This window comes from Halomonas sp. (assembly GCF_033549285.1).
Classification (GTDB): domain Bacteria; phylum Pseudomonadota; class Gammaproteobacteria; order Pseudomonadales; family Halomonadaceae; genus Halomonas.
The window spans coordinates 1-26,731 of record NZ_JAWSUJ010000010.1 but is presented as its reverse complement, the minus strand read 5'-3'; the positions used below and the strand labels follow the sequence as shown (position 1 = coordinate 26,731).

General features: G+C 69.0%; 22 protein-coding genes and 3 tRNA genes. 14 read left to right on the top strand and 11 right to left on the bottom strand.

What is annotated here, in order from left to right; genetic code table 11:
* The first annotated feature begins 346 nt into the window (after positions 1-346).
* Positions 347-592 carry a hypothetical protein gene (locus tag SCI24_RS03870; protein WP_318724102.1) on the top strand — a complete coding sequence of 82 codons (246 nt, stop codon included), beginning with the start codon at positions 347-349 and terminating at the stop codon, positions 590-592.
* A 44-nt stretch (positions 593-636) separates the two neighbouring features.
* Here SCI24_RS03870 and SCI24_RS03865 read toward each other — a convergent pair whose 3' ends face one another.
* Together SCI24_RS03865 and SCI24_RS03860 are read right to left on the bottom strand one after the other, a co-directional pair.
* Positions 637-1,359, bottom strand: coding sequence for a Crp/Fnr family transcriptional regulator (locus SCI24_RS03865; RefSeq protein WP_318724101.1), 723 nt, complete (start codon positions 1,357-1,359; stop codon positions 637-639).
* 210 nt (positions 1,360-1,569) lie between these two features.
* A complete protein-coding gene (locus SCI24_RS03860) occupies positions 1,570-2,289 on the bottom strand; it encodes a Crp/Fnr family transcriptional regulator (protein WP_318724100.1) in 720 nt (239 codons plus the stop codon).
* A gap of 528 nt (positions 2,290-2,817) precedes the next feature.
* On the opposite strand from SCI24_RS03860, the gene SCI24_RS03855 reads away from it, so the two are divergent.
* Positions 2,818-3,963 carry a diguanylate cyclase domain-containing protein gene (locus SCI24_RS03855; protein ID WP_318724099.1) on the top strand — a complete coding sequence of 382 codons (1,146 nt, stop codon included), beginning with the start codon at positions 2,818-2,820 and terminating at the stop codon, positions 3,961-3,963.
* A gap of 510 nt (positions 3,964-4,473) precedes the next feature.
* On the opposite strand, the gene SCI24_RS03850 is transcribed toward SCI24_RS03855, so the two are convergent.
* The 6 genes from SCI24_RS03850 to SCI24_RS03825 all read right to left on the bottom strand — a co-directional run bounded on the left by SCI24_RS03850 (position 4,474) and on the right by SCI24_RS03825 (position 9,362).
* A tRNA-Lys gene (locus SCI24_RS03850) sits at positions 4,474-4,549 on the bottom strand.
* Between the two features lie 30 nt (positions 4,550-4,579).
* Positions 4,580-4,655 (bottom strand) — tRNA-Lys (locus SCI24_RS03845).
* An 81-nt stretch (positions 4,656-4,736) separates the two neighbouring features.
* Positions 4,737-5,594, bottom strand: a complete 858-nt coding sequence (gene rluB / locus SCI24_RS03840) for a 23S rRNA pseudouridine(2605) synthase RluB (RefSeq protein ID WP_106230635.1) — start codon at positions 5,592-5,594, stop codon at positions 4,737-4,739.
* Positions 5,591-6,451 (bottom strand): SMC-Scp complex subunit ScpB, encoded by an 861-nt coding sequence (scpB, locus tag SCI24_RS03835; protein ID WP_318724097.1) that lies wholly within the window; start codon positions 6,449-6,451, stop codon positions 5,591-5,593. The genes rluB and scpB overlap by 4 nt, the downstream gene beginning before the upstream one ends.
* Positions 6,448-7,386 carry a segregation and condensation protein A gene (locus SCI24_RS03830; protein ID WP_412928978.1) on the bottom strand — a complete coding sequence of 313 codons (939 nt, stop codon included), beginning with the start codon at positions 7,384-7,386 and terminating at the stop codon, positions 6,448-6,450. The genes scpB and SCI24_RS03830 overlap by 4 nt, the downstream gene beginning before the upstream one ends.
* A 128-nt stretch (positions 7,387-7,514) precedes the next feature.
* Positions 7,515-9,362: a DEAD/DEAH box helicase gene (locus SCI24_RS03825; RefSeq protein WP_318724096.1), complete on the bottom strand. Its 1,848-nt coding sequence runs from the start codon at positions 9,360-9,362 to the stop codon at positions 7,515-7,517.
* A gap of 263 nt (positions 9,363-9,625) precedes the next feature.
* Here SCI24_RS03825 and SCI24_RS03820 point away from each other — a divergent pair, with 263 nt between their 5' ends.
* Positions 9,626-10,126 (top strand): hypothetical protein, encoded by a 501-nt coding sequence (locus tag SCI24_RS03820; RefSeq protein ID WP_318724094.1) that lies wholly within the window; start codon positions 9,626-9,628, stop codon positions 10,124-10,126.
* Positions 10,127-10,208: 82 nt separating this feature from the next.
* On the opposite strand, the gene purL is transcribed toward SCI24_RS03820, so the two are convergent.
* Positions 10,209-14,165 carry a phosphoribosylformylglycinamidine synthase gene (purL, locus tag SCI24_RS03815; protein ID WP_318724093.1) on the bottom strand — a complete coding sequence of 1,319 codons (3,957 nt, stop codon included), beginning with the start codon at positions 14,163-14,165 and terminating at the stop codon, positions 10,209-10,211.
* 158 nt (positions 14,166-14,323) lie between these two features.
* Here purL and mltF point away from each other — a divergent pair, with 158 nt between their 5' ends.
* The gene (mltF, locus tag SCI24_RS03810) at positions 14,324-15,787 is read left to right on the top strand and encodes a membrane-bound lytic murein transglycosylase MltF (protein WP_318724092.1); all 1,464 of its coding nucleotides are present in this window, start codon (positions 14,324-14,326) and stop codon (positions 15,785-15,787) included.
* Positions 15,788-15,802: 15 nt separating this feature from the next.
* Here mltF and tadA read toward each other — a convergent pair whose 3' ends face one another.
* Complete coding sequence (gene tadA, locus SCI24_RS03805) at positions 15,803-16,273, bottom strand: tRNA adenosine(34) deaminase TadA (RefSeq protein WP_318724151.1); 471 nt, start codon at positions 16,271-16,273, stop codon at positions 15,803-15,805.
* Between the two features lie 84 nt (positions 16,274-16,357).
* On the opposite strand from tadA, the gene SCI24_RS03800 reads away from it, so the two are divergent.
* The 10 genes from SCI24_RS03800 to SCI24_RS03755 all read left to right on the top strand — a co-directional run bounded on the left by SCI24_RS03800 (position 16,358) and on the right by SCI24_RS03755 (position 26,568).
* Positions 16,358-17,173: an acyl-CoA thioesterase II gene (locus SCI24_RS03800; protein ID WP_318724089.1), complete on the top strand. Its 816-nt coding sequence runs from the start codon at positions 16,358-16,360 to the stop codon at positions 17,171-17,173.
* A 41-nt stretch (positions 17,174-17,214) separates the two neighbouring features.
* A tRNA-Thr gene (locus tag SCI24_RS03795) sits at positions 17,215-17,290 on the top strand.
* Between the two features lie 234 nt (positions 17,291-17,524).
* On the top strand, positions 17,525-18,241 hold the full coding sequence (locus SCI24_RS03790; protein WP_318724088.1) for a GntR family transcriptional regulator: 717 nt from the start codon (positions 17,525-17,527) through the stop codon (positions 18,239-18,241).
* A 24-nt stretch (positions 18,242-18,265) separates the two neighbouring features.
* Entirely contained in the window at positions 18,266-19,483 is a 1,218-nt protein-coding gene (locus SCI24_RS03785) for a CoA transferase (protein ID WP_318724087.1), read from the top strand.
* A 13-nt stretch (positions 19,484-19,496) separates the two neighbouring features.
* Positions 19,497-20,786, top strand: a complete 1,290-nt coding sequence (locus SCI24_RS03780) for a TRAP transporter large permease (RefSeq protein ID WP_318724086.1) — start codon at positions 19,497-19,499, stop codon at positions 20,784-20,786.
* A 101-nt stretch (positions 20,787-20,887) separates the two neighbouring features.
* Entirely contained in the window at positions 20,888-21,934 is a 1,047-nt protein-coding gene (locus SCI24_RS03775) for a TRAP transporter substrate-binding protein DctP (protein ID WP_318724085.1), read from the top strand.
* Between the two features lie 11 nt (positions 21,935-21,945).
* Positions 21,946-22,467 (top strand): TRAP transporter small permease, encoded by a 522-nt coding sequence (locus SCI24_RS03770; protein ID WP_318724084.1) that lies wholly within the window; start codon positions 21,946-21,948, stop codon positions 22,465-22,467.
* Entirely contained in the window at positions 22,460-24,397 is a 1,938-nt protein-coding gene (locus SCI24_RS03765; protein WP_318724083.1) for an aconitate hydratase, read from the top strand. Before SCI24_RS03770 ends, SCI24_RS03765 begins: the two co-directional genes overlap by 8 nt.
* 17 nt (positions 24,398-24,414) lie before the next feature.
* Complete coding sequence (locus SCI24_RS03760) at positions 24,415-25,347, top strand: hydroxymethylglutaryl-CoA lyase (RefSeq protein ID WP_318724082.1); 933 nt, start codon at positions 24,415-24,417, stop codon at positions 25,345-25,347.
* A gap of 6 nt (positions 25,348-25,353) precedes the next feature.
* Positions 25,354-26,568, top strand: a complete 1,215-nt coding sequence (locus tag SCI24_RS03755; RefSeq protein ID WP_318724081.1) for an MFS transporter — start codon at positions 25,354-25,356, stop codon at positions 26,566-26,568.
* A gap of 4 nt (positions 26,569-26,572) precedes the next feature.
* Here the strand turns inward: SCI24_RS03755 and SCI24_RS03750 are convergent.
* On the bottom strand, positions 26,573-26,731 hold a 159-nt coding region (locus SCI24_RS03750), incomplete at its 5' end, for an SDR family oxidoreductase (RefSeq protein ID WP_412928990.1).

Here is a 26,731-nt window from a genome sequence, read left to right as displayed (position 1 = left end):
CTACCACCGTGACAGGCAGGGGCTCCCCCTGCATTACACCAGGTGCCGCCGCTCGTGCACTCCGCACGGGGCAACACGCCAGAGGGCCAACCGCTGCGTCTTTCGCGATGGTCGACCCGCACCGCCATTCTAGACCAGAACGCTGCAATATTGACCAGTCCCGGTCAGAAAAGCGTCATGCGGATGATATGCGGCCTGCGGACGGCAGGTTCAAGGGCACGCCAGGTTCCAGTCGGCCTCGGTGCCGACGGTGTGCCAGCGCACCGACGACAGCCGGCCGGGGTGGCACCGTGGTTTACCGATACTTCACGACACCGTGAAGACTGGACAGTGACGCGAGGTCACCATGCCAACCCCCATCCAGCACAACGCCCCCACCGCCGCCACGTTCACGACGTTCACGCGGCTGCCCGACCGCGAGCCCGGCGAGCAGCAGCACGGCTACCTCTTCTCGCCACAACGCTCGCCCGAAGCTCCGCGCGAGACGCCCGCCAGGACACCCACCGAAGAAGCTGACGAGCGAGCTGCCGAGGGCGACGATGACCGGATGAGCCAGGATTTCAACGCGGTCGATTTCGACCCTCTCCTGTAGCACACCGGCTGGCGCGCTCTCCCCCCAGAGCGCACCAGCCGACGTCATGGTGAGCCCTCCTCGATGAGGATCCGGCGGTAGAGGTTTCGATCGGCGGCATAGCAGCCACAGGACGCCTCGATCAGGCCGGCCCGGTCCAGCACCGTGATATCCCCACGGTGATAGCTGATCAACCGGCGCCCCTGAAGCGCCATGGCGGCCAGGGTGATGCCGGCACGGCGCACCCCCAGCATCATGGCCAGGAACTCGTGGGTAAGATGCAGCCGATCGGAGTGGGCACGATCCTGGGTCATCAACAGCCAGCGCGCCAGGCGGGCCTCGACCTGATGAAAGTGGGTGCATGCCGCCACCCGAGTGAGCTGTTGCATCAGCACGTAGAGATAGCGCTTCAGCAGCGCCTTGAGTGCGGGGCGCTGCTCCAGGTGACGGCAAAAGGCAACCGCCGGCATGCGCAGCGCCTGCCCTGCCCCCTGCACCATGGCGCGCAAGGGCGACTCATCGAGCCCCAGGATCAAGGGCATGCCATACATCCCTTCACTGCCGACCATTGCCACTTCCAGCCGCTCACTGTCACCTAGGCTGGCAATCAGGGAGATGAAGCAGTCGAGCGGAAAATGGACATGCAGGATCTGCCCACCTGGCTCGGTCAATACCTCACCGAACGCCAGGTCGACAGCCTCGCAGTCGGCAAGAAAAGACGCCCGGTCCTGAGGCGACAAGCTGTCGATAAGGTGGTTGGTCACCGGACCGGGGATAGAGGACTGCATGGGCACGCTCCTGGTGAAGACCCGGCAATCGGCACATGGCAAGCAACCACCAGGCTCCGAGGCCGGCGGCAACCGGGGTGATCAGGGAATCACCGAAAAGCCGCCGAGCGAACAGTGGCATGTCCAACATCATGCCGTCGGTGCGCCAGGAGACACAGGAAGGACAGGTGTTGCTCGCGCAGGATATCGCGCCTCGAGGAAGAGGGCCCATCACCCGGGACGATGATAGCTCAGCAGGCGTTCGTACTCCTTCTTGACGACCGCATAGCACTCGCAGACCCGCGCTTCCAGGCCAGGTCTGTCCAGGATACTGATGCGCCCACGATGATAGGAAATCAGCCCGGCCTTCTGCAGCTTGCCGGCCGATTCGGTGACGCCCTCTCGTCGGACGCCCAGCATGTTGGCGATCAGCTCCTGGGTCATGACCAGCTCGTTGCTCGGCAAGCGATCCAGGCTCAGCAAAAGCCACCGACACAGCTGCTGATCCAGGCTGTGGTGCCGGTTGCATACCGCCGTCTGCGCCATCTGGGTGATCAGGGCCTGGGTATAACGCAACAACAGGTACTGGAGTGTCGACGCGCGATCGAATTCGTCCTTCAGCAATTGCCCCTTGAGGCGGTAGGCACCGCCAGCGCTCTGCACGACGGCACGGCTCGGCGTGGTTTCGCCGCCCATGAACAGCGAGATGCCGACGATACCCTCGGCACCGACGACGGCAATTTCCGTCGAGTCGCCATCTTCCATGACGCAGAGTAGTGATACGATGCAGTCCGTCGGGAAGTAGACATGGCGCATCACCTTGCCCGACTCGACCAGCGACTCCCCAAGGGTCAGCTCGACCCGCTCGAGGTGGGGCGCCAGGCGCTGGTATTCATCCCTCGGCAGGGCCGCCAGCAGGTGATTCTGACGAGGATCATGTTGCACAGCCATGACAGACACTCCCATATCGGGCCAGCCACCCCGGCAACAGGGTACGAAGAGCGAGCGTCTCCGATGGTGGTTGACGAACCGAGGCAGCCTCTGGAACGCCTTGCCGGACTTGGCCCGGATCTCGTCAAGAGACAGGCCACAAGCTGCCCCACAGCACCAGGCAACCGATAACCCATTGATATAAATCGATAAACACTGAATCACGGGAGTCTCGCTGCACTCCTCCACCCGCCAAATAGTCGCGCAGGAAAGGAGGCCCATGCCATGTACGCTAACGCACGGAAGCGACGCCGTCACGCCACTACGCTCGCTGGGTATCGGCCAGGCGCACCAAGGCCCGGGCCAGGCAACGCCGTCCCGGCGGAAATCAGACATCGGCAGAACAGGAAACCGGCTCATGGTAATGCACGCCCTTCTGATGACCAGGTCTCTTGTCTCACTCCCTCAAGTGCACCAGCGGGCCACGTCGCCCTCGCCTCACCATCGGGCATGCGGCCCATGGCCAATGCACCCACCCGAGTCGAGTGCATGAGGGACGACTCGATACTTCAGGGCACCGCCTGGACACCGCTCGATTCCGCCGCCTTCCCTGCCGAGCAGCCGCTGCGGCAAGGTCGCACGCCGAGAACGGAGTACCTCTCCGAGCGAACAGCGACCAGAACCTCGAGACGGTGCCTCGCCGCCGCCCTGGAGGCCGAGAAGAGATGGGCGCGGGTGGCCCTCGACGCCATCGGCGATGCCGTCCTGACCATCGATCTCCGCGGCACGGTCACCTACATGAACCGGGTGGCCGAGACCCTCACAGGCTGGTCACAACCGGAGGCCATCGGCGCACCACTCTCCCGAGTGCTACCCCTCGTCGATGGCAAGACACACCGGACGGCCATCCCCCCCGGGCGGCGCGCCATCGAGGAGAACAAAGCGGTGGGCCTCGCCCTGGATGGCGTGCTGGTCCGCCAGGATGGCAGCAGGATCGAGATCGAGGATTCCGCGGCGCCCATCCATGACCGGGAGGGTCGCGTCACCGGCGCCGTGATCGTGTTCCACGATGCCTCCCAGTCGCAGGTCATGCTGGAGCGGATGGCCCACCAGGCGCAGCATGATGCGCTCACCGGCCTGCCCAACCGCGCCCTGCTGACCGAACGACTCTCCCGCGCCCTTGGCCTGGCCCGACGTCACCGCCACCTGGTCGCCCTGCTCTATCTCGACCTTGACGCCTTCAAGCCCATCAATGATTCGTTTGGCCATGCCGTGGGGGACAGCCTGCTCCAGGCGGTGGCGAGCCGTGTTCAGGAGTGCATGCGCGACATCGACACCGTCTGCCGCCAGGGTGGCGACGAATTCGTGATCCTTCTCGCCGAGATCAGGCGACCCGAGGATGCCACCCGAGTCGCGGAAAAACTGCTCGCCGTCCTCGGCAGGCCCTACTGCATCCAGGGCCAGGAACTCCTCATCACGCTCAGCATCGGCATCAGCCTCTACCCGGATGATGCCGACGATGCCGATGCCCTCATGCACAACGCCGACACGGCCATGTACCACGCCAAGCGCAATGGTCGAAATGGGCATTACTGCTTCACGGCCGAGATGAATACCCAACCCCTTCAACGCAGGCGGACGGAACCCGGCCTGCATCCCCCCCTGCAGCCATCGCAATACGTTCTCGACTTCTAGTGGAGGACCGGGCATTTTGCCAGGCTTCGGATGCGAGGCGCACTGTACGCCAGCGCACAGATGGCAGGGCGCCATTCGCATATCATCCATCTGGGTGAGGCAAGGGAACTGCCTGTACAGGGAGTTGCGCCACGCGTCGCACGGACGGCGACGCCATCATGACACGAGCCATCCCGCAGCATCCTGGCACAGGATCATGTGCCAAAGAGGGTTACTTACTTGATGAACAACATCGTCTATATCGTCGGTGCCGTCGTGATCGTTCTGGTGGTCCTTTCCGTTCTCGGACTCCGTTGAGACAAGCGAAGTCCGAGTGGATCGGCACGGCATCTGAAACCGAGAGGCTGCCAGCCGCAGAGGCCCCATCCCGTTGGAAACGCCCCCGCGGCCATCATCAAAGGGCGAGGTGATCACCAGTAGCACGGGCCACGCCCGGCAGCGAACTTACGGGGATCCCACATACGCAAAGCGCCCTCGCTTCCTGGAAGCGAGGGCGCTTTGTCGTGAAACTGGTGGGTCGTGTAGGATTCGAACCTACGACCAATTGGTTAAAAGCCAACTGCTCTACCAACTGAGCTAACGACCCGGCGCTTGCAGGCAAGCATACAGGCTCGGATGGTGGGTCGTGTAGGATTCGAACCTACGACCAATTGGTTAAAAGCCAACTGCTCTACCAACTGAGCTAACGACCCCTCCGAACGGGTGCAGATATTACTGATCCGCCCCTGTGATGGCAAGCGATTTTTGCCTTTGGTCGCAAGGCGGAACCGCGCTCAGCGTCCGCGCTGGCCCTTGGGCTTGCGCATGGCCTGCACCGGGCGGCGCTTGTGCTTGTCGCGGCTCCAGCGGTTCTTCTCGTCCGGGGTCAGCTCGGGCACCTTGCGTGCTTCCAGGCCGGCCGTCGCCGAGAGGTCATCGATCTCGTCTTGGGAGAGCTCCACCCACTCGCCGGCCTTGGTGCGCTTGTCGAGGAAGATGTTGCCGTAGCGCACCCGCTTGAGGCGGCTGACGGTGAGCCCCTGGGACTCCCATAGCCGACGCACCTCGCGGTTGCGGCCCTCCATGATCACCACGTGGAACCAGGTGTTGATCCCCTCGCCGCCGAACTCCTGGACGTCGGTGAAGCGCGCCGGCCCGTCGTCGAGCATCACGCCCTCGACCATGGCCACCACCTGCTCCTTCTTCACCTCGCCCATCACGCGAACGGCGTACTCGCGCTCCACCTCGGTGGAGGGGTGCATCAGCTTGTTGGCCAGTTCCCCATCGGTGGTGAAGAGCAGCAGGCCGCTGGTGTTGATGTCCAGGCGGCCGATGGCGATCCAGCGCTCGCCCTTGAGGCGCGGCAGGCGGTCGAAGACCGTGCGCCGCCCTTCCGGATCCTTGCGGGTGCACAGCTCACCCTCGGGCTTGTTGTACATGATCACCCGGCGCGGCACCTCCTCGGCGCCACGCAGGGTCACCGGGCGGTCGTCGAGGGCCACCCGGTCGCGCATCTCGATGCGGTCGCCCAGGGTCGCCACCTTGCCGTTGACCTTGACCCGGCCATCGGCGATGGCGGTTTCCATCTCGCGGCGCGAGCCCAGCCCGGCGCGTGCCAGGACCTTCTGCAGTTTCTCGGTGGTAGTGCTCATGGGTCGTCATTCTCACTGGATGTGGATTCCGTCCCCGGGGCAGCATCATCGGCGACGCGGCCCCGGGCACGTTCGGACAGGCGAGCCTCCAGATCGGCGAAGCTCAGCCCTGCCCGCTCGGACGCCGTCCCGGCGTGTTCGTCCTCGTCGGCCCTCCCGGCCGTCGGGTCGGTGGCCTGCTGTGCCACCTCGTCGCCCGCCTCGGGCAACGTCTGGTCGTCTGTCTCGTCCGCCTCGGTCGTCCCATCGGCCGCCTCGTCCGCCTGGGCCAGCAGCTCGTGCTGGGGCGGCGGCGACTCCTCCTCCAGGGTCGGCTCCTCGAAGTGCTTGAGCTCGTGCATCGGCGGCAGTTCGTCGAGGGTCTTGAGGCCGAAGTCGTCGAGGAAGCTTCGCGTGGTGGCATAGACCGCCGGGCGGCCCGGCACGTCGCGGTGGCCCACCACGCGAATCCAGCCACGATCGAGCAGGGTGCGCATGATCGAGCCGCTGACCGTGACGCCCCGCACCTCCTCGATGTCGCCGCGGGTCACCGGCTGGCGATAGGCGATCAGTGCCAGGGTCTCCAGCAGCGCCCGGGAGTAGCGCTGGGGCCGCTCGTCCCAGAGCCGCGACACCCAGGGCGAGAGGCGCGGGCGGATGCGCAGCTGGTAGCCCGAGGCGGTCTCGATCAGCTCCATGGCCCCGCGTTCGTGGCGGCCCCCCAGGCGCGCCAGGGCCTCGCGCAGGGCACGCCGCGGCGGGCGCTCGTGGTCGTCGAAGAGCCCCTCCAGGCGCTCCAGCCCCAGCGGCTCCCCGGCCGCCAGCAGCGCCGCCTCGAGGATCTCGTCCAGGGCATCGGGAAACTCCATGGCGGTCATGCCGGGTCGCTCCCGTCCTGGTTCTCGCGACGGTCATCATCGAAGGGGCTCTCGCCCTCCTCGCCCTCTTCCAGGGCCTCCGGCTCGTAGGCCTCCTGCTCGTCCAGCCGCGCCCGCACGTGGATCGGCGAGAGCGGGGCATTCTGCACGATCTCGATCATCGCCTCCTTGGCGAGCTCGAGGATCGCCATGAAGGTGACGATCACCCCGGCCCGCCCCTCCTCCAGGGTGAACAGCGCCTCGAAGGCGGTGTAGTGCTCGTGGTCCAGGCGCTCCATGATCGCCAGCATGCGCTCCCGGGTCGAGAGCCCCTCGCGGCTGATCTGGTGGGCCTGGTTGAGCTCGGCGCGGCGCAGGATGCCGGCCAGGGCGCCGAGCAGCTCGTCGAGCTCCACGTCGGGGTGGATCACCCGCGCCTCCAGCGCCGGCAGGGTCGCCCGGGCCGGGAACCAGTCGCGCCCCAGGCGCGGCAGCTCGGCCAGCGACTCGGCAGCGTACTTGAGCCGCTCGTACTCCTGCAGCCGGCGGATCAGCTCGGCCCGCGGGTCCTCCTCCTCGTCGTCCCCGCCCTCCTTCGGCGGGCGCGGCAGCAGGGTGCGCGACTTGATCTCGGCCAGCATGGCCGCCATCAGCAGGTACTCGCCGGCCAGCTCGATCTCCATCGCCTTCATCAGCTCCACGTACTCGATGTACTGGCGGGTGATGGCGGCCACGTCGATGGCCAGGATATCCAGGTTCTGGCGGCGGATCAGGTAGAGCAGCAGGTCGAGCGGCCCCTCGAAGGCCTCGAGGAAGACGCGCAGCGCCTCCGGCGGGATATAGAGATCCTCCGGCAACTGGGTGATCGGCTCGTCGAACAGCCGCCCCAGCACCTCGGCATGGCCGGCCGCGGCATCGGTCTGTTCGGGGCTGGCGGTATCGGGGGTGGCGCTCACGCGGCGTGCCTCTCCGGGGACGCAGGATCAACGGGGCAGTCTAGCAAGAGCGCGGCGCTGGAGACAGCTCTGGCACTCAGCTGACCGGGCTACCGGGAGAGCGCAGGACGTTACCGGCGACAGGTCCCCTACTCCGCCTCGGCGGCCTTGCGGTAACGCCCGGTGTAGTCGAAAAGCTTCTCGCGTATCTGCCAATGGCGCCCCACCTTGCGACCCACCACGAAGTCGGGGTGGCGCAGGCGGCGCTGTTCGGCGATCACCTCGTCCGGCGTGCGCGGCGACCAGCGGCTGCCCGGGGCGCGCAGGTGCTCGCGCAGGAAGGCCGCGGCGAAGGCGGCGCGCTGGGCCGGGGTCTCCAGGGCGAACCACTCCGACAGCATGGCACCGTCTTCGTCATGGTAGGTCACCTTCAATCGCGGCAGGCCGCGGCCGTTGACCGTGGCCTCGAGCTGCATGCCGGCCACGCGCAGCACTCGGGCATCGCGCAGGCGCAGCGCCTCCTTCAACTTGTCGTCGGCGTCCACGAGCAGGGTCTCGCAGCCGTGACAGCGCCGGGCGGCGATATCGTTCTCGGCGCCGCATTCGCCGCACACCTTGAAGCGGAAACGAAATGAACACTGCGCCATCGCCGGCGTCGTCGACGTTGAATTTACGCTTTTCGCGCGGGGTCGGGCGCGATTAGAAAGAACCAGCCCCTGGCAGCGCCGGCCGAAGTGCTCGACCACCAGTTCGCCGTCACGCTTGCCCCAGAAGAGGTTGGCATGGCCGCAGGCCGGGCACTCGACCTGCACCGGCTCACTGTCGGAGGCGGGCCTGGGCGAGCCCACCTCCGGGGCATAGAGGTCCCAGGGGTTGCCGGCATAGTCGAGGACCAGGCAGTCGCGCTTGCCCGGCGAGAGGCGCAGGCCACGGCCGACGATCTGCTGGTAGAGGCTCACCGACTCGGTGGGGCGCAGGATGGCGATCAGGTCCACGTGGGGCGCATCGAAGCCGGTGGTCAGCACCGCCACGTTGACCAGGTACTTGAGCTCGCGGGCCTTGAAGGCGCCGATGAGCCGCTCGCGCTCGATGGAGGGGGTCTCGCCGGTGACCAGCGCCGCCTCGCCGGCGGGCAGGTAGCCGAGGATCTCCTTGGCATGGGCGACACTTGCCGCGAAGAGCATCACCCCCTGGCGTTCCCGGGCACGCTCCACCACCTCGGCGATGACGCCCGGCGTGGCGCGATGGCCCGCCACCACCCGGTTGAGCTCCTCCTCGCGGAACAGGCCGCTCGTCCCCGGCGTGAGCGCCGAAAAATCATATCTCTCCACCGCCGCATCGATGCGCCGCGGCTCGGCCAGGTAGCCCTGCTTGACCATCAGGCGCAGCGGCTGCTCGAAGACGCACTCCTGAAAGAAGCTCTCCGCCTCGCCGCGCACCATGCCGTGGTGATGGCGGTGGTAGATGAAGCCCTGGCCGAGCCGGTAGGGCGTGGCGGTGAGGCCGAGAATCTTGAGCCGCGGGTTGGCCGCGCGCAGGCGATCGATCACCTGGCGGTAGCTGGAGTCCTCGGCCGGCGAGACCCGATGGCACTCGTCGACCACCAGCAGGGTGAAGGGACCGCGCGGATGCTCCGGCGCGGCGAAGCGCTCGAGGTTGCGCACCACCGACTGCACCGAGCCGAACACCACCTGGCGCCCGGCCTCCTTGCGCCCCAGGCCGGCGCTGAAGATGTCGGCCGAAAGGCCATAGGCCAGGTACTTGGCATGGTTCTGCTCCACCAGCTCGCGCACATGGGCCAGCACCAGCACCCGCCCCCGGGCCAGGCGCGCCAGTTCGGCGATCACCAGGGACTTGCCGCTGCCGGTGGGCAGCACCACCACCGCCGGATCGCTGGAGCCGCGAAAATGCGCCACGACACGCCGCACCGCCTCCTGCTGGTAGGGGCGCAGGGAGGGCGGCGCGGCACAGGATGGGGGAGCAACGGAGGCAGGCATGCAGGTTCCGGGATGGCGAGCGGGACCGCCATCTTAGCGAGGCGTCGCGCGCCCGTCAGGGGGACAGGCGAAACGTGAGGGCACTCCGGCCTACCGAATCATCGACCAGTCGGTCAGGAAACCGACGACATTGCCGACAGGCCACGTATGAGATCGACGCTTCGCGGGCGCGACTGGCAGAAACTTGATCGGGGTCATGTCGAATATCTCTAACCTGCTTGAGCATGGCCCTTTTCCAAACTCCCGATAGAGGAGCGAGCGCCATGCACACAATTCCAACAACCGGCACCCCCCGCCTGCTGCCCGAGGAGCTCCTGGGCCTCGCTTGCGACCATGAGCGCGACGAACTCGAGCGCTACCGCGGCCTCGCCTTCCGTTTCCTCGCCTTCAGCAGCGCCACCAGCCGGCTGATGGCGACCCTGGGCATCGAGTGCGAGATGCGCCTGTCGGGCCTCGCCCGGGCCGCACGTCGCCTTGGCCTGGAGGCACCGCACGTCGAGGCGGACACGCGCCTGGCGGCGAGGTCAGTGTCACCACCGGGCCTGATCGACAGCCTGATGATGGCGCGGGACGCCCTGTCCCAGGCCATGGCCGATGCCGCCGTGTCCCGGCAGTTCTATGCGCGGCTCGGCGAGTTCGGCGCGGCCTCCTCCCTGGGCCACGAGTTCGAGGCCATTGCCCGCCAGAAGCGGGCGGAGCTGGCCATCCTGGGCGAGCACTGCCTCGATCGCGGCACCGTTTCGGGAGAGCGCCGCCGCGCCTGACCGGCAACGCGACACGATCCCGACATGACGAAAGGCGGCCCGAGGGCCGCCTTTCGTGTCATCTGCCGTGGGCCTCGCGGGATCAGCCCAGCCAGACACGCGCGTTGCGGAACAGGCGCATCCAGGCGCCGTCGCGGGTCCACTCGGCGGGCCGCCAGGAGTTGGTCACCGCGCGCACCACCCGCTCGGGGTGCGGCATCATGATGGTGACCCGGCCATCGGGCGTGGTCAGGCCGGTGATGCCGGAGGGCGAGCCATTGGGGTTGGCCGGGTAGCGGGTTGTCACCTGGCCGTGGTTGTCCAGGAAGCGCAGGGCGACCTGGCCGCTGCCCTGGATGCCGCGCAGGTGGGCACTGTCGCGGAACTCGGCGCGGCCCTCGCCGTGGGCCACCGCGATGGGCAGGCGCGAGCCGTCCATGCCGGACAGCAGGATCGACGGGCTCTCCTCCACCTGCACCATGGAGACCCTGGCCTCGAACTGCTCGGACTCGTTGCGCACGAAGCGCGGCCAGGCCTCGGCCCCGGGGATCAGGTCCTTGAGCTGGGCAAGCATCTGGCAGCCGTTGCACACCCCCAGCGAGAAGCTGTCGTCGCGCTCGAAGAAGGCCGCGAACTGCTCCCGGGCGCGGGAGTTGAAGAGCACCGACTTGGCCCAGCCGCCGCCGGCGCCCAGCACATCGCCGTAGGAGAAGCCGCCGCAGGCCACCAGGCCCTTGAACGCCTCCAGCGACACCCGCCCTTCCAGGATGTCGCTCATGTGCACGTCCACCGCTTCGAAGCCGGCCCGATCGAAGGCCCAGGCCATCTCCAGCTGGCCGTTGACCCCCTGCTCGCGCAGCACGGCCACCGCGGGCCGTGCGGTGTTCACCTGGGGTGCCTGGACATAGCGCGCGGCGATATCCTCGTCGACCTCGAAGGTCGGCTGGGCAGAGAGCCCCGGGTCGCGACCGTCGAGCAGGCCGTCGAACTCGCTCTTGGCGCAGTCGGCGTTGTCGCGCAGCGCCTGCAGGCGGTAGCTGGTCTCGGCCCAGGTGCGCTCGGCCAGCAGCCGGGTGGTCTCCAGCAGCGGCTCCTCGAAGAGGGTCACCCGCACCTGGTCGTCGTAGCGCGGCCGGGCGATGACGCCGCAGGTCTCGATGCCGGCGGCGGCGAACTGGGCCAGCACCGCCTCGGTGTGCCGGCGGTTCACCTGGATCACCGCGCCGAGCTCCTCGGCGAAGAGCGCGTTGAAGGCATCGACGGGCTCGTCGATCAGCCAGTCGAGCTTGATCTCGAGGCCGGCATGGGCGGCGAAGGCCATCTCCAGCAGGGTCACCAGCAGGCCGCCGTCGCTGCGGTCGTGGTAGGCCAGCAGCGTGCCCTCGGCGTTGAGCCCCTGGATCACCGCGAAGAACGCCTTGAGGTCCTCGGGGTCGTCCAGGTCCGGGCACTCGTTGCCCACCTGGCCATAGACCTGCGCCAGGGCCGAGCCGCCGAGGCGGTTCCGGCCGCCGCCCAGGTCGATCAGCAGCAGGTCGGACTCGTCCTGCTCCAGGTTGATCTGCGGTGTCAGGGTCCGCATGGCGTCGCTGACCGGTGCGAAGCCAGTCACGGAGAGCGACAGCGGCGAGGTGACGCTCTTCGCCTCGACCTGGCCGTCATCCTCGCCGCTCTGCTCCTGCCAGGCGGTGCGCATGGACATCGAGTCCTTGCCCACCGGGATGGCGATGCCCAGCGCCGGACAGAGCTCCATGCCCACCGCGTGGACGGCGTCATACAGCGCCTGGTTCTCGCCCGGGTGGTCGGCGGCGCTCATCCAGTTGGCGGAGAGCTTGATGTCGCCGAGCTTGTCGATGGGCGCGGCGGCCAGGTTGGTGATGGTTTCGGCCACCGCCAGGCGGGCGCTGGCCGCGGGGTCGATCAGCGCCACCGGCGGCCGCTCGCCCATGGCCATGGCCTCGCCGGCATGGGTGTCGAAGCTCGCCGTGGTCACGGCGACGTCGGCCACCGGCACCTGCCAGGGGCCGACCATCTGGTCGCGGGCCACCTGGCCGGTGATGGAGCGGTCGCCGATGGTGATCAAGAAGCTCTTGGAGGCCACGGCGGGCAGGCGCAGCACGCGGTCCATGGCCTCGCGCAGATCGAGGTTGTCGAGCATCACCCCGGAGAGCGGATTGGCCCGACGCTGGAACTCGCGCTGCATCTTCGGCGGCTTGCCGAACAGCACGCTCATCGGCAGGTCGACCGGCTGGCTCGCGAAGTGGCCGTCGGTGACCGCCAGGTGATGCGCCTCGGTCGCCTCGCCGACCACCGCATAGGGACAGCGCTCGCGCTCGCACAGCGCCTCGAAGGTGGCGAGATCCTCCGGCGCCACCGCCAGCACGTAGCGCTCCTGGGCCTCGTTGCACCAGATCTCCAGCGGGCTCATGCCCGGCTCGGCGTTGGGCACGGCGCGCAGCTCGAAGAGGCCGCCGCGCTCGCCATCCTTGACCAGTTCCGGCAGGGCGTTGGAGAGGCCCCCGGCGCCCACATCGTGGATGAAGCGGATCGGGTTCTCGCCGCCCAGCGCCCAGCAGCGGTCGATCACCTCCTGGGCGCGGCGCTCCATCTCCGGGTTGCCGCGCTGCACCGAGGCGAAGTCCAGGTCGGCGCTGGAAGTCCCGGAGGCCATGGAGGAGGCCGCGCCGCCGCCCAGGCCGATCAGCATCGCCGGGCCGCCCATCACGATCAGCTTGCCGCCCACCGGGATCTCGCCCTTCTGGACGTGGCCGTCGCGGATATTGCCGTAGCCACCGGCGAGCATGATCGGCTTGTGGTAGCCGCGGCGCTCGATGCCGTCGTGCCCCAGGGCGTCCTGCTCGTAGGTGCGGAAGACGCCGGCGAGGTTCGGGCGACCGAACTCGTTGTTGAAGGCGGCGCCGCCGATGGGGCCCTCGAGCATGATCTGAAGCGCCGACTGGATGCGCTCGGGCTTGCCGTAGTCGAAGGCCTCCCAGGGCTGCACGAACTCGGGGATGCGCAGGTTGGAGACGGTGAAGCCGGTCAGGCCCGCCTTGGGCTTGCCGCCGATGCCGGTGGCGCCCTCGTCGCGGATCTCGCCGCCGGCGCCGGTGGCCGCCCCGGGGTGCGGCGCGATGGCCGTCGGGTGGTTGTGGGTCTCCACCTTCATCAGGATCTGGATCGGCTCGCGGGTGCTGCCATAGACGGCGCGCTCGCCGTCCTTGCCGGTGAGCGGCGCCGGGAAGAAGCGCGGGGCCTCGGAGCCCCTGATCACCGCGGCGTTGTCGCTGTAGGCGGAGAGGATGTCACCGGGCGAGGCATCAAAGGTATTCTTGATCATCCGGAACAGCGAGTGGCTCTGCGCCTCGCCGTCCACCACCCAGTCGGCGTTGAAGATCTTGTGGCGACAGTGCTCGGAGTTGGCCTGGGCGAACATCATCAGCTCGACGTCCGTCGGGTTGCGGCCCAGGTCGCGGAACGCCTCGACCAGGTAGTCGATCTCGTCCTCGGCCAGCGCCAGCCCCAGCTCGGCATTGGCGGTGACCAACGCCTCGCGGCCCCCCTCGAGCAGGTCGACGCTGCCCAGCGGCGCCGGCTCGTGGTGGGCGAAGAGTCGGGCGGCGTCGGAGGCGTCGGCCAGCACGCTCTCGGTCATGCGGTCGTGCAGGGCGGCCCGGATCCGCTCGAAGGCGGTCTCGGAGAGGGCACCGGCGACCTTCACCCGGTAGGCCACGCCGCGCTCGATGCGCCGCACCCTCTCCAGCCCGCAGTTATGGGCAATGTCGGTGGCCTTGGAGGACCAGGGCGACTGGGTGCCGATGCGCGGCACCACCAGGAACAGCTGGCCCTCGGCGCGGCCTTCCTCCTCGCGCACCGGGCCGTAGTCGAGCAACTGCTCCAGCAGGCGCCGCTCATCGTCCCCCAGGTCGCCGTCATGGTCGACGAAGTGGACATGGTCGGCGTGCAGGGACTCGACCTCGGGAACGGATGCGCGCAGGGCGTCCAGCAGCTTGGCATGACGGAAAGCAGATAGGGCGGGCGCGCCTCGCAGTTCGAGCATATCCTGGAGCCTCTGAAACAGGGGGAGAATTCGGGGCCGCGGCCGGCGGCAACGAGCGCACATGATACTGGAAAGCGCCGGGCGCGAGAAATCGGCTTAGGTGACAGCCGCCCGCGGGCTGGTTAAGGTTGAGGGTCTCATCGCCGCACGTCGCCCACATGCCCGCTTTCCCGACCGACCCTGCCCGGCGCCAGTGGCGCGGGACCGCCCTCCTGTGCAGTGCCCTCCTGCTGGCGCTGCTGCCCGGGCGTTCCGGCACGCCCGAGGGCCCGCACCTGAGGGAGGTAATGACGCGCGACTTCCTCAGCGTCCACACCCGCAACACCCCCACCACCTACTACGAAGGCCGGCAGGGGCCCACCGGCTTCGAGTACGAGCTGATGCGGCGCTTCGCCGACCATCTGGGCGTCAGCCTGACCCTGGACCCCGACCACCATATCCAGGGCGTGCTGGACGCGGTGCGCCAGGAAGGCGACCTGGGCGCCGCCGCCCTGCCCCTGGACCCGACCCTGGACGGCCTGCTCTTCAGCCGGCCGATCATGCTGCTGCAGCCGCTGCTGGTCTATCGCCGCAGCCTGCACCCGCCGGAGACGATCGCCGAGCTGGAGGGGCTGGAGATCGGCACCCTGCGCGGCTCCGGCACCGACCGGGTGCTGCGTGAGCTGCAGGCCGAGCACCCCGGGCTGAGCTGGAAGGAGTCCGGCGAACTGGAAGTGGCCGAGCTGCTTGGCCAGGTGGCCCGGGGCACCCTGGATGCCGCGGTGATCTTCGAGCACCAGTTCCGCCTCAACCGGCTGTTCTTCCCCGAGGTCGAGGATGGCTTTGCCCTCGGCAAGCCGCTCTCCCTGGCCTGGGCCTTCCCCGCCGGACGGGGGCTGGGACTGGTCAACGCCGCCAATCGCTTCCTCGATGACCTGCGCCGCGACGGCGAGCTCGACGCCCTGGTGGCCAGCTACTTCGGCCACGACGACTACCTGGAGTACGTGGGCGCCCGGACCTTCATCGCCCATGCCCGGGAGCGCCTGCCCCGCTATACCGAGCTGTTCCGCGAGGCCGCCCGCAACACCCGCTTCGACTGGAAGCTGCTGGCCGCGCTGGGCTACCAGGAGTCCCACTGGAAGCCCAGGGCCACTTCCCCCACCGGCGTGCGCGGGCTGATGATGCTGACCAACGCCACCGCTGGCGATCTCGGCGTCGGCAATCGCCTCGACCCGGCCCAGAGCATCCATGGCGGCGCCCGCTACCTGCGGCAGCTGATCGAACGGCTGCCGGAGTCGATCCAGGGCGACGACCGCCTGTTCATGGCCATGGCCGCCTACAACGTCGGCCTCGGCCATCTCTACGATGCCCGCAGGATCGCCGAGCAGCGCGGCGGCGACCCCGACCTGTGGCGCGACGTGCGCGAGGCCCTGCCGCTGCTCCAGGAGCGCGAGTGGCACAGCCAGACCCGCCACGGCTATGCCCGCGGCGGCGAGCCGGTGATCTATGTGCGCAACATCCGCCGCTACTACGAGATCCTGGCCTACCTGGACCGCAGCCAGGAGCAGTTTCACGAACTCAATGCACGCCTGCCCGACGAGGAGGAGAACGCCCTCTTCGAGCAGGTGCCACCCGTCCTCTAGCCAAGCGCGCCGGCCTCAGTCGTTTTCCAGGCCCTCGCGGCGCGCGGCGAAGAAGTCCCGCAGCAGGCGGGCGGCGCGGGCGGCCAGCACCCCGCCCTCCACCGTCACCCGGTGGTTGTACCAGGGCTGGGCGAAGAGGTTGGCCTTCGACTCCGCCATGCCGCTGCGCGGCTCGGCGGCGCCATAGACCACCCTCGCCAGGCGGGCATGGATGATCGCCCCGGTGCACATCAGGCAGGGTTCCAGGGTCACGTAGAGGGTGCAGCCGTCCAGCCGGTAGTTGCCGAGCCGCTCGCCGGCATCGCGCAGGGCACGGATCTCGGCATGGGCGCTGGGGTCGTGCTCCCCCACCGGGGCGTTGAACCCCGCGCCGACGATCTCGCCCGCGGCGTCCACCACCACGGCGCCCACCGGTACCTCGCCGGCGGACAGTCCCCGCCGGGCCTCGTCCAGCGCTCGGTGCATGTAGAACTCGTCGCTGCGCACTGTCGTGAACTCCCGTAGACTGGATGGCATTCAGACGATCGTATGATACCGATGGCCGGCACGCCATCGCCCCGGAGGAGACCGATGAAGCCCGATGCCCTGAACGCCCTGGTGGACCTGCTCGGCCTGGAGGCCCTGGAGGAGAACCTGTTCCGCGGCCGCAGCCAGGACCTGGGCCTGCCCCAGCTGTTCGGCGGGCAGGTGCTGGGCCAGGCGCTCTCGGCGGCCAGCCAGACCGTCGACCCGGCGCGACGGGCCCACTCCCTGCATGGCTACTTCCTGCGCCCCGGGGACCCGCACCGCCCGGTGGTCTACCAGGTCGATGCAGTGCGCGATGGCGGCAGCTTCACCACCCGCCGGGTCACGGCCATCCAGAAGGGGCGGCCGATCTTCTTCTGCAGCGCCTCCTTCCACGGCGAGGAACAGAGCATCGCCCACCAGCCCGCCATGCCCGAGGTCGCCCCGCCCGAAGCGCTGGCAAACGGCGATGCCCGCATCGAGCGCTTCCCTGGCCATCCCATCGAGTTCCTGCACCTGGGCGACGAGGCCGAGGCGGGCCGACCGGCACGCAAGCGCCTCTGGTTCCGGCTGGTCGGCGAGCTGCCCGATGACCAGGCGCTGCACCGCTACCTGCTCGCCTACAGCTCCGACTTCAACCTGCTGACCACCGCCCTGGTGCCCCACGGCATCGACTTCCGCGACCCGCAGCTGCAGATCGCCAGCCTCGACCACGCCCTCTGGTTCCACCATGACGTCAGGGTCGACGACTGGCTGCTCTACGACATGGACAGCCCCTGGGCCGGCGGCGCACGGGGCTTCGCCCGCGGCAGCATCTACGACCGCCAGGGCCGTCTGGTCGCCTCCAGCGCCCAGGAGGGGCTGACCCGGCTGCGCCGCTGACGCCTGGCATCGGGCCCTGAGCGGCGCTACCATGCCCCTGCGCCGCAATAGCTCAGCCGGTAGAGCAACGCACTCGTAATGCGTAGGTCGGAGGTTCGACTCCTCTTTGCGGCACCAGAAAGCCCTGTAGAAACGGTCACTTGGCGAATCGTGCCGGTGGCCGTTTCTCGTTTCGGCCGGTTCAGGCGGCAAGAAGGTAGCGCCCCTCGGAGCCCCCTCTTCCCTCCTCCGCTCGCCACGCCAGATCAAGGCTCGCCCTCCAATTGCATGCAACTCTAGTCTAAAGTCTAGTGATACGGCACCCCGTTTCTCTCCTATCTTGCAGATTGCATGCAATCCAGGACATCCGCCGTGAGCACGACCCGACACCTCGATGCCCCCGTCGCGAGAACGGCCACCGCCCAGGTTCACGAGGCGATCAAGCAGCGCATCCTCGACGGCAGTTACCGGCCCCACGACTACATCCGCGAGACGAGCGTGGCCCGCGAGCTCGAAGTGAGCCGCACGCCGGTGCGCGAGGCGCTGCGCGAGCTGGTCTCCGAGGGCTGGCTGGAGGCGATCCCCCACCATGGCGCCCGGGTGGTCGCCTGGACCGACAAGGACGCCCGCGAGGTCTTCGAGCTGCGCCTGGTGCTCGAACCCATGGCGGTGCGGCTGGCCAGCGAGCGCCTGGACCGGGTACGGCTGGACCGCCTGGAGTCACTGGCCGAGCGCATGGAGGCCCTGACCGAGCGCGTCGAGACCGACCCCGGCGTGCGCAACGAGATCGCCCTCCTCAACCACGAGTTTCACCGCGAGCTGGTGCTGGCCAGCGACAACCAGCGCCTGGCCAGCGTGCTGGAGAGCGTGGTGCGTACCTCGGTGATTCGTCGCAACTTCGGCAACTACGACCTCACCAACCTGCGCCGCAGCATGCGTCACCACCGCGAGATCCTCGAGGCCATCGTCGCCGGCAGCCCCGAGTGGGCCGAACACGTGATGCGCGCCCACCTGCTGGCCGCCCAGGCCCTGCATGTCCGGTCAACCGACGTCCCCGACGGCGCCCCGCCGGGAGCCTCCTCCCACTGACACTCACGAGGCACCACAACAACAATGACGCCGCACGATACCCAATCCCCGACACCCCTCAGCGACATCAAGGTCCTCGAGCTTGGCCAGCTGATCGCCGGCCCCTACTGTGGCCAGGTACTGGCCGACTTCGGCGCCCAGGTGATCAAGCTCGAGCCGCCCGGCAAGGGCGACGCCATGCGCCAGTGGGGCGAGGCCGACCGCGACACCGGCGAGCCGCTGTGGTGGAACGTCATCGGCCGCAACAAGCAGTCGCTGACCCTGGACCTGCGACAGCCCCGCGGCCAGGAGTTGCTGCGCGAGCTGGCCAGCCAGGCCGACGTCATCATCGAGAACTTCCGCCCCGGCACCATGGAGCGCTGGGGGCTCGGCTACGATGAACTTTCCCGCCACAACCCGGGCCTGGTGATGGTGCGCGTCACCGGCTTCGGCCAGGATGGCCCCTATGCCTCGCGGGCCGGCTTCGCCTCGGTGTGCGAGGCCATGGGCGGCCTGCGCCACCTGAGCGGCTACCCGGACCGCCCGCCGGTGCGCGTGGGCATCTCGCTGGGCGATACCCTGGCCGGCCTGCACGCGGCACTCGGCACCATGATGGCCCTGCACCAGCGCGACCGCAGCGGCCGCGGCCAGGTGGTCGACAGCAGCATCTTCGAGTCGGTGCTGGCGATGATGGAGAGCCTGGTCCCGGAATACGCCCGTGCCGGCAAGGTGCGCGAGCGCAGCGGCAGCTTCCTGCCCAAGATCGCCCCCTCGAACGCCTATCCGGCACGCGACGGCCGCGACGTGATCATCGGCGCCAACCAGGATACGGTGTTCCGCCGCCTCTGCGAGGCGATGGGCCAGCCGGGCCTCGCCGACCACCCCGACTTCGCCACCCACCGCGCCCGCGGCGAGCACCAGGCGGCCATCGATGACCTGGTCGCCGCCTGGACGCGCGAGCACGATGCCCAGCAGGTGGTCGATATCCTGGCCGAGGCCGGCGTCCCGGCAGGGCTCGTCTACCGTGCGCCTGACATGCTCGATGACCCGCACTTCCAGGCCCGGGAGTCGATCGTCGAGGTGCCCGACCGCCACGGCCAGCCGCTACCCATGCAGAACGTCTTCCCGCGGCTCTCCGACACCCCGGGCCGCGTCCGCGAGGTGGGGCCGGCACTGGGGGAGCACACCGAACAGGTGCTCACCGGCTGGCTGGGCCTGGCACCCGAGGCCCTCGACGCCCTGCGCGCCGATGGCGTGATCTGAGGACGCCGCCCCCATGGATCCCGTCATCGTCCTGGCCGTGCTGGTGGTGCTGATCACCATCGGCTTCCCGATCTTCCTGGCGCTGGGCCTTTCCGGCCTGGTCGGGCTCTACATGGCCCGCGGCTCGCTGGCCTTCTTCTTCGCGCCCTCGTCGCTCTTCGGCCAGCTCAACGCCTTCGAGCTGATCGCCCTGCCGCTGTTCATCCTGATGGGTAACTTCCTGGGCGCCACCCCGGTGGGCTCGAGCCTGTTCACCGCCGCGGTGCGCTGGCTCAACTGGCTGCGCGGCAGCCTGGCGATCTCCTCGGTGGGGGCGTCGGCGATGTTCGGGGCCGTCTCCGGCGTGAGCCTGGCCGGCGTCGCCGCGGTGGGCTCCATCGCCGTGCCGCAGATGCTGGCACGCGGCTACAGCCGCTCGCTGGCGGCGGGCGCGGTGGTCAGCGCCGGGGCGCTCGCCATGCTGATCCCGCCCAGCGTGCCCTTCATCATCTACGGCGCGGTCTCCAGCGTCTCGGTGGCCGACCTCTTCATCGGCGGCATCGTGCCCGGCATCGTGCTGGCACTGGCCCTGTCGCTGTTCATCTACATCCGCGTGCGCCTCAACCCGGCCGAGGCCCCGGCCAGCGAGGAGCGCTTCACCTGGCGCCAGCGCTGGGCGAGCCTGGCCAATATCTGGCACGCCGGCCTGCTGGTGGTGGCGGTGCTGGGCTCCATCTACTCGGGCCTCGCCACCCCCAGCGAGGCGGCCGGCATCGGCGCCGCCGGGGCCTTCCTGATCGCCACGCTGGTGTTTCGCAGCCTCAGCTGGAAGAAGTTCCTGGAGATACTCGCCACCACCGCCCGGATCAGCGGCGCCATCCTGTTGATCATCGGCTGCGCCAAGATCTTCGGCGACTACCTCAACATGGTGCGGGTTCCGCAGCTGCTCACCGAGGCCCTCACCGCCACCGGCCTGCCCGCCTGGGCGATCCTGGTGGCGGTGATGCTGCTGCTGATCCTGCTCGGCATGATCGTCGACGCCGTATCGCTGATCGTGGTGACCACCCCGGTGCTGCTGCCACTGATCACCGCCCTGGGCTATGACCCGCTGTGGTTCGGCATCGTCATGGTGCTCAACCTGGAGATCGCCGTGGTCACCCCGCCGGTGGGCCTCAATCTCTACGCGCTGCGCGGGGTATGCCCCGAGCTCTCTGTTGAGGAGATCATCAGGAGTGCCCTGCCCTTCGTCGCCGTGCAGTTCCTCGTGCTGATGCTGTTCGTGTTCTTCCCCGGCCTCAGCCTGTGGTTGCCGGGACTCATGTAGCCCGGTGTTTCAACGTCAGTGAAGTGAAGTGAACCGTCACCACCGACCGTCGCAACGGTCCATCACAACGACCCATCACAACAACAAGCAGGAGATTCACCATGACGCTTTCCCGTCGCCAAGTGTTGAAATACGGCACCTTCGCCACCGCCGGCGCCACCCTGTTCGGCACCCAGAGCCTGCTGGCGCCCCGCAGCCACGCTGCCACCACCCTCACCGGCGTCACCTACCTGCCCGACTCCTACAAGGCGCTGACCTACGGCTCCAACCGCTTCGTGGAGATGCTCAAGGAGAACGGCGGCGACGCCCTCTCGGTGGAGTTCTACGACTCCGGCCAGCTGCTCAAGGTGGACGAGCAGCTGCCGGCGCTGCGCGCGCGCAGCATCGACTTCATGTTCCACACCTTCTCCTACGTCACCCGGTCGATCCCGATCCTCGGCGTCACCGGCCTGCCGGGGGTGGTCGGCGAGCTCTACCGCCACCCGGAGCGCCTGCGCCAGGGCAGCCCGCTGATGGAGCTGATCAACGAGGTGCTGGCCGAGGACAACCTCTACATGCTTACCTCCGGGGGCGGCATCCTCGAGCCGGAGTACCTGTGGAGCACCGAGGCGAGCCCGATCCGTCGCCTCGACGATGTGCGCGGCAAGAAGGTGCGCATCGTCGGCTTCGAGGCCACCCAGGCCTTCGAGCCCTACAACGTGGGCGCGACCCGCATTCCCTCCTCGGAGACCTACATGGCGCTGCAACGGGGTACCGTGGACGCGGGGGTCTTCAACATCTCGACGGTCATCGGCCGCAGCCTCCAGGAGCAGCTCAAGGTCTGCTACAAGCTGCCCATCACCGGCTTCTCGGTGGCGCCCTTCATGCTGCGCGACACCTGGAACAACCTCGACGACGACGTCCGTGCCGTGCTGCAGAAGGCCGCCGACTGGTACGACGCCAACTTCATCGAGCACTGCAACAACGACATCTACCCCAACGAGTACTGGCCCCAGGTCGAACAGGCCGGGGTGGAGATCGTCGAGCCCACCGAGGAGGACCTCGAGACCTTCAACGCCGGCGTCCAGGACGTCTGGGACCACTGGAAGGGCGAGGTCGGCGAGGAGGTCGGCAGTCGCGCCATCGCGCTGGCCCTGGGCGAGGCCTGAGGGAGAGCGACATGACTGCAACTGCCCTGCGTGGCTGGGACGGCCTGCTGGCCGTCCTGCGCTGGACGTCGATGGCGGTGCTGGTGTTCATGATGGCGTCGATCTGCTACGACGCCATCATGCGCTACGTCTTCACGGCCCCGACCAGCTGGAGTCTGGAGATCAACTCCTTCCTGCTGGTCTACCTGGCCGTGATCGGCGCCGCCGAGGCGCAGCGCCACGACGCCCATATTCGCATCACCTACTTCAAGGACAAGCTGCCGTGGCGCCTGCGCGGTGCCATCGACCTGGCCACCGGACTGCTGGGGGTCGCCTTCTGCGCCATCCTGGCATGGCGCGGCGGCATCATGGCCCTGCAGGCGCTGGAGTACGGCGAACGGGTCTCCAGCTCGCTGGGCACCCCCATGGTCTACCCCTATGCGCTGCTGCCCATCGGCTTCGCCGCCCTGGGCCTGCAGTTCCTGATCGACGCCGGCTGCGCCCTGTTGCGCCTGCGCCAAGGCCACGACGAGGAGGTGACCTCCGATGGCTGACACCCTGAGCCATAAGCTGATCCGCGACCACCTGGTGGGCGGCGAGATGGTGCCCGGCCACGAGATCGCCCTGCACATGGACCAGGCCCTGCTGCAGGACATCCTCGGCACCCTGGTGATGCTCGAGCTCGACGCCATGGGCCTCGAGCGGGTGCACACCTCGCCCAGCGTGCAGTACATCGACCACACCCTGATCCAGCAGGACAACATCAACGCCGACTCCCACCTCTTCCTGAAGAGCGCCTGCGAGCGCCTCGGCGTCTGGTACAGCGGTCCGGGCAACGGCATCAGCCACCCGGTGCACATGGAGCGCTTCGGTGTTCCCGGCCATAGCCTGGTGGGCTGCGACAGCCACACCACCGCGGCCGGGGCGCTGGGCATGCTGGCCATCGGTGCCGGCGGCATCGAGGTGGCCATGGCCATGGCCGGCCAGCCGCTCTACCTGCCGATGCCGGAGATCGTCGGCGTGCGCCTGGAGGGCAAGCTGCCCGACTGGGTGAGCGCCAAGGATGTGATCCTCGAACTGCTGCGCCGCCACGGGGTCGCCGGGGCGAAGAACTGCATCCTCGAGTACCACGGCCCGGGCCTGGCCACGCTCGACGCCATGGACCGCCACGTGCTGGCCAACATGGGCACCGAGATGGGCGCCACGGCGAGCGTCTTCCCCAGCGATGAGGTGACCCGCGACTTCCTGCGCTCACGGGGCCGGGAGGCCGACTGGCGCTCGCTCGCCGCCGACCCGGGCTGTCGCTTCGATCGCACCGAGCGCCTCGACCTCTCGCGTCTCGAGCCATTGATCGCCCTGCCCTCCAGCCCCGACCGGGTGGTGGCGGTGGCCGAGGTCGCGGGGCAACCACTCTACCAGGCCTATATCGGCTCCTCGGGCAATCCCGGCTATCGCGACATCGCGGTGGTCGCCGAGATCGTCAAGGGCAAGAACGTGGCCGGCAATGTCTCCCTGGACATCAATCCCTCGACCCGGCGGATCCTCGCCGCGCTGATCGACGAGGGCCACCTGGGCGCCCTGGTCGCCGCCGGGGCCCGCCTGCACCAGCCCGGCTGCAACGGCTGCATCGGCATGGGCCAGGCCCCGGCGGCGGGTCGCAACAGCCTGCGCACCGTGCCGCGCAACTTCCCCGGGCGCTCCGGCACCCGCGAGGACAGCGTCTTCCTGTGCAGTCCCGAGACCGCCGCCGCCTCGGCGCTCAGGGGCGTGATCACCGACCCGCGCACCCTCGACATGCCCTGCCCGCGGCCTCGCGAGCCCGCCGACATGGCCCTCGACGATGCCTGGTTCCTGCCGCCCTTGCCCGCCGACCAGGCCCGCGGCGTCGAGCTTCTGGCCACCGACAACACCCCGCCACTGCCGCTGATCGCGCCGCTGCCGGAGACCCTGGAGGTTCCCGTGCTGCTGGCGGTGGGCGACAACGTCTCCACCGACGACATCATGCCCGCCGGCGCACGGGTACTGCCGCTATGGAGCAATGTCCACGCCTCGGCGGAGCACCTCTTCGAGGCCCTCGACCCCGACTACGTCGGCCGCGCCCGCGAGCAGGGCGAGGCCGGCCACGCGATCGTCGGCGGCGCCAACTATGGCCAGGGCTCGAGCCGCGAGAATGCCGCCCTGGTGCCGCGCCTGCTGGGCCTTGAGCTGGTGATCGCCGAGAGCATCGCCCGTATCCACTGGCAGAACCTGCCCTGCTTCGGCGTGCTGCCGCTGACCCTGGCCGACCCGGCCGACCGGGCGCGGCTGACCCGGGGCACCCGGGTGCGTATCGAGGGCTGGCGCGAGCAGCTCGCCGCCGGCCGCGCGGTCACCGCGACCCTGGACGACGGCAGCCCCCTGGCCCTGGTCCATGAGCTCAGCCCCCGCCAGCAGGCGATCCTCGCCGCCGGCGGGGTGATCAACTACCTCTCCTCCCCATCATGAACGACGAGATCGCTGCCATGACCCTACTTACGCCCCCCGAACGGGTCGACATCGTCGAGGTCGCCCCGCGCGACGGTTTCCAGTCGATCCGCGAGCCGCTGCCCACCGACGAGAAGATCCGCTGCATCCAGCTGCTGATCGAGGCCGGCGTCACGCGCATGGAGATCGGCTCCTTCGTCAGCCCCCGGGCCATCCCGCAGATGGCCGATACCGGGGCGCTGGTCGCCGCCTTTGCCGACCGGGCCGCCATGCGCTTCTCGGCCCTGGTGCCCAACCTCAGGGGTGCGGAGCTGGCAATGGGCCAGGGCATCCGCGAGCTGGTCTTCGTGGTCTCGGTCTCCGAGGCCCACAACCAGGCCAACGTGCGACGCAGCGTGGCCCAGTCCCTCGAGGAGCTCGCCCGCATCGTCGAGCTGCTCAAGCGCGACGGCAACGCCTGCCTGCGCCTCGACCTGGGCACCAGCTTCGACTGCCCCTACGAGGGCACCATCGCCTGGCACCAGATCGACGACGTCCTCTCCCGGGCCCGTGCCCTGTGCGGGGACCTCCACCTGGAGGTCGCGCTGTGCGACACCACCGGGCGCGCCACGCCCTACCGGGTGGCCGAGCACTTCCGCCAGCTGGTTGCGCGACACCAGGGGCCGCGGCTGACCTGGGCCTTCCATGGCCACGATACCTACGGCATGGGCGTGGCCAACGCGCTGTTCGCCATCCACCACGGCGCCACCACGGTGGACACCGCCTGCGCCGGGCTGGGCGGCTGCCCCTTCGCCCCCGGCGCCACCGGCAACACGGCCACGGAAGACCTCGTCTACGCCCTCAACGGCGGCCAGGTCTACAGCGGGATCGACCTGTCGCGGCTGCTGGCGGCGGCCGATGCCATCGCCGCCCTGCCCGGGGGGCAGACCGCCAGCCACCTGCGGCAGGTGCCCCGGAACCGGGTGGCCTGAGCCGCCGTGCCGGTCGTCCTGCTCGCCACCACCCTGGTGCTGGCCTTCTCCTCGCTGGTGGCGCTGTTTCCCGCCGCCATCGCGCCGGAGGTGGCCAGGGCCCTGGGGGTCTCCTCGGCCACGGTGGGCCTGCAGGTCAGCCTGATCTTCGCCGGCGCCATGCTGACGTCGCTGGTGGGCGGCCCCCTGACCCGGCGGCTGGGCCCCTGCCGCACCAGCCAGCTCTCGCTGGCCCTGCTGGGCGGCGGCGCCGGGCTGCTGGCCATCCCCACCCTGCCGAGCTTCGCCGTCGCCTCGCTGGTGGCCGGCCTCGGCTATGGCCTGACCAACCCCTCGGCCTCGCTGCTGCTGGTGCGCTTCACCCCGCCCGGGCGACGCGGGCTGATCTTCTCGCTCAAGCAGTCCGGTGTGCCCCTGGGCGGGGTGATCGCCGGCGCCAGCGCTCCCGCCCTGGCGCTGGTGATCGGCTGGCAGGCGGGGCTGCTGGTGCTCACCGGCCTCGCCCTGGCCGGCATCGCCGCCCTGCAACTCGCCCGGCCGCGCTGGGACGACCGGCGCGACCCCCGCACCCCCTGGCTGGCCACACCCTTCGCCGGGCTCGCCGTCGTCTGGCACCAGCGTTCGCTGCGCCACGTGGCGCTGCTCAGCCTCTGCTTCTCGGCGATCCAGCTGTCGGTCTCGGCCTTTACCGTGGCGCTGCTGGTGGAGGACCTGGCCTTCGGCCTGGTCGAGGCGGGGCTGGTGATGTCCGGCGTGCAGGTCGTCGGGATCGTCGGGCGCATCGGCTGGGGCTGGGTCGGCGACCTGCTGGGCGACCGACTGACCACCCTCGCCGTGATCGCCTGCACCACCGCGCTCGGCGCCCTGCTGGTGGCCACCATGACGCCGGCCTGGCCAAAGTCCCTCGTCACCGGCCTGCTGTGCCTGCTGAGCCTCTCCTCGCTGGGCTGGAACGGCGTCTTCATGGCCGAGATCACCCAGCTGGCGCCGGCCGATCGCATCGCCGATGCTGCCGGCGGCTGCCTGGTCTTCACCTATGGCGGCGTGCTGCTCGGCCTGCCCCTGTTCACGGTGCTGCATGGCCTGTTCGGCCGCTACACCCCGGTCTTCGCCGTGCTCGCGGGCATCGCCCTGGTCGGCCTGTGGCTGATCCGACAGGCCCGCCTCGCCACCCGCCGCGAGGCAACCGAACGGTCACCGAGCGGGAGCGGCGCCGGCTAGCACGTCAGGACTTGCCGGCGGTAAAGCCACCATCGACCAGCAGGTGGGCCCCGGTGACGAAGCTGGCCTCGTCGCTGGCCAGGAACAGGAAGGCGTTGGCGATCTCCTCCGGGCGACCCAGGCGGCCGATGGGATGCAGGCCGATGAGCCCCTGCAACATGTC

Bases quoted from the DNA above. Each gene is read 5' to 3' on its own strand.
- SCI24_RS03870 (WP_318724102.1), top strand. From the start codon at position 347: ATGCCAACCCCCATCCAGCACAACGCCCCCACCGCCGCCACGTTCACG.
- SCI24_RS03865 (WP_318724101.1), bottom strand. From the start codon at position 1,359: ATGCAGTCCTCTATCCCCGGTCCGGTGACCAACCACCTTATCGACAGC.
- SCI24_RS03860 (WP_318724100.1), bottom strand. From the start codon at position 2,289: ATGGCTGTGCAACATGATCCTCGTCAGAATCACCTGCTGGCGGCCCTG.
- SCI24_RS03855 (WP_318724099.1), top strand. From the start codon at position 2,818: ATGAGGGACGACTCGATACTTCAGGGCACCGCCTGGACACCGCTCGAT.
- rluB (WP_106230635.1), bottom strand. From the start codon at position 5,594: ATGAGCACTACCACCGAGAAACTGCAGAAGGTCCTGGCACGCGCCGGG.
- scpB (WP_318724097.1), bottom strand. From the start codon at position 6,451: ATGACCGCCATGGAGTTTCCCGATGCCCTGGACGAGATCCTCGAGGCG.
- SCI24_RS03825 (WP_318724096.1), bottom strand. From the start codon at position 9,362: ATGCCTGCCTCCGTTGCTCCCCCATCCTGTGCCGCGCCGCCCTCCCTG.
- SCI24_RS03820 (WP_318724094.1), top strand. From the start codon at position 9,626: ATGCACACAATTCCAACAACCGGCACCCCCCGCCTGCTGCCCGAGGAG.
- purL (WP_318724093.1), bottom strand. From the start codon at position 14,165: ATGCTCGAACTGCGAGGCGCGCCCGCCCTATCTGCTTTCCGTCATGCC.
- mltF (WP_318724092.1), top strand. From the start codon at position 14,324: ATGCCCGCTTTCCCGACCGACCCTGCCCGGCGCCAGTGGCGCGGGACC.
- SCI24_RS03800 (WP_318724089.1), top strand. From the start codon at position 16,358: ATGAAGCCCGATGCCCTGAACGCCCTGGTGGACCTGCTCGGCCTGGAG.
- SCI24_RS03785 (WP_318724087.1), top strand. From the start codon at position 18,266: ATGACGCCGCACGATACCCAATCCCCGACACCCCTCAGCGACATCAAG.
- SCI24_RS03780 (WP_318724086.1), top strand. From the start codon at position 19,497: ATGGATCCCGTCATCGTCCTGGCCGTGCTGGTGGTGCTGATCACCATC.
- SCI24_RS03775 (WP_318724085.1), top strand. From the start codon at position 20,888: ATGACGCTTTCCCGTCGCCAAGTGTTGAAATACGGCACCTTCGCCACC.
- SCI24_RS03770 (WP_318724084.1), top strand. From the start codon at position 21,946: ATGACTGCAACTGCCCTGCGTGGCTGGGACGGCCTGCTGGCCGTCCTG.
- SCI24_RS03765 (WP_318724083.1), top strand. From the start codon at position 22,460: ATGGCTGACACCCTGAGCCATAAGCTGATCCGCGACCACCTGGTGGGC.
- SCI24_RS03760 (WP_318724082.1), top strand. From the start codon at position 24,415: ATGACCCTACTTACGCCCCCCGAACGGGTCGACATCGTCGAGGTCGCC.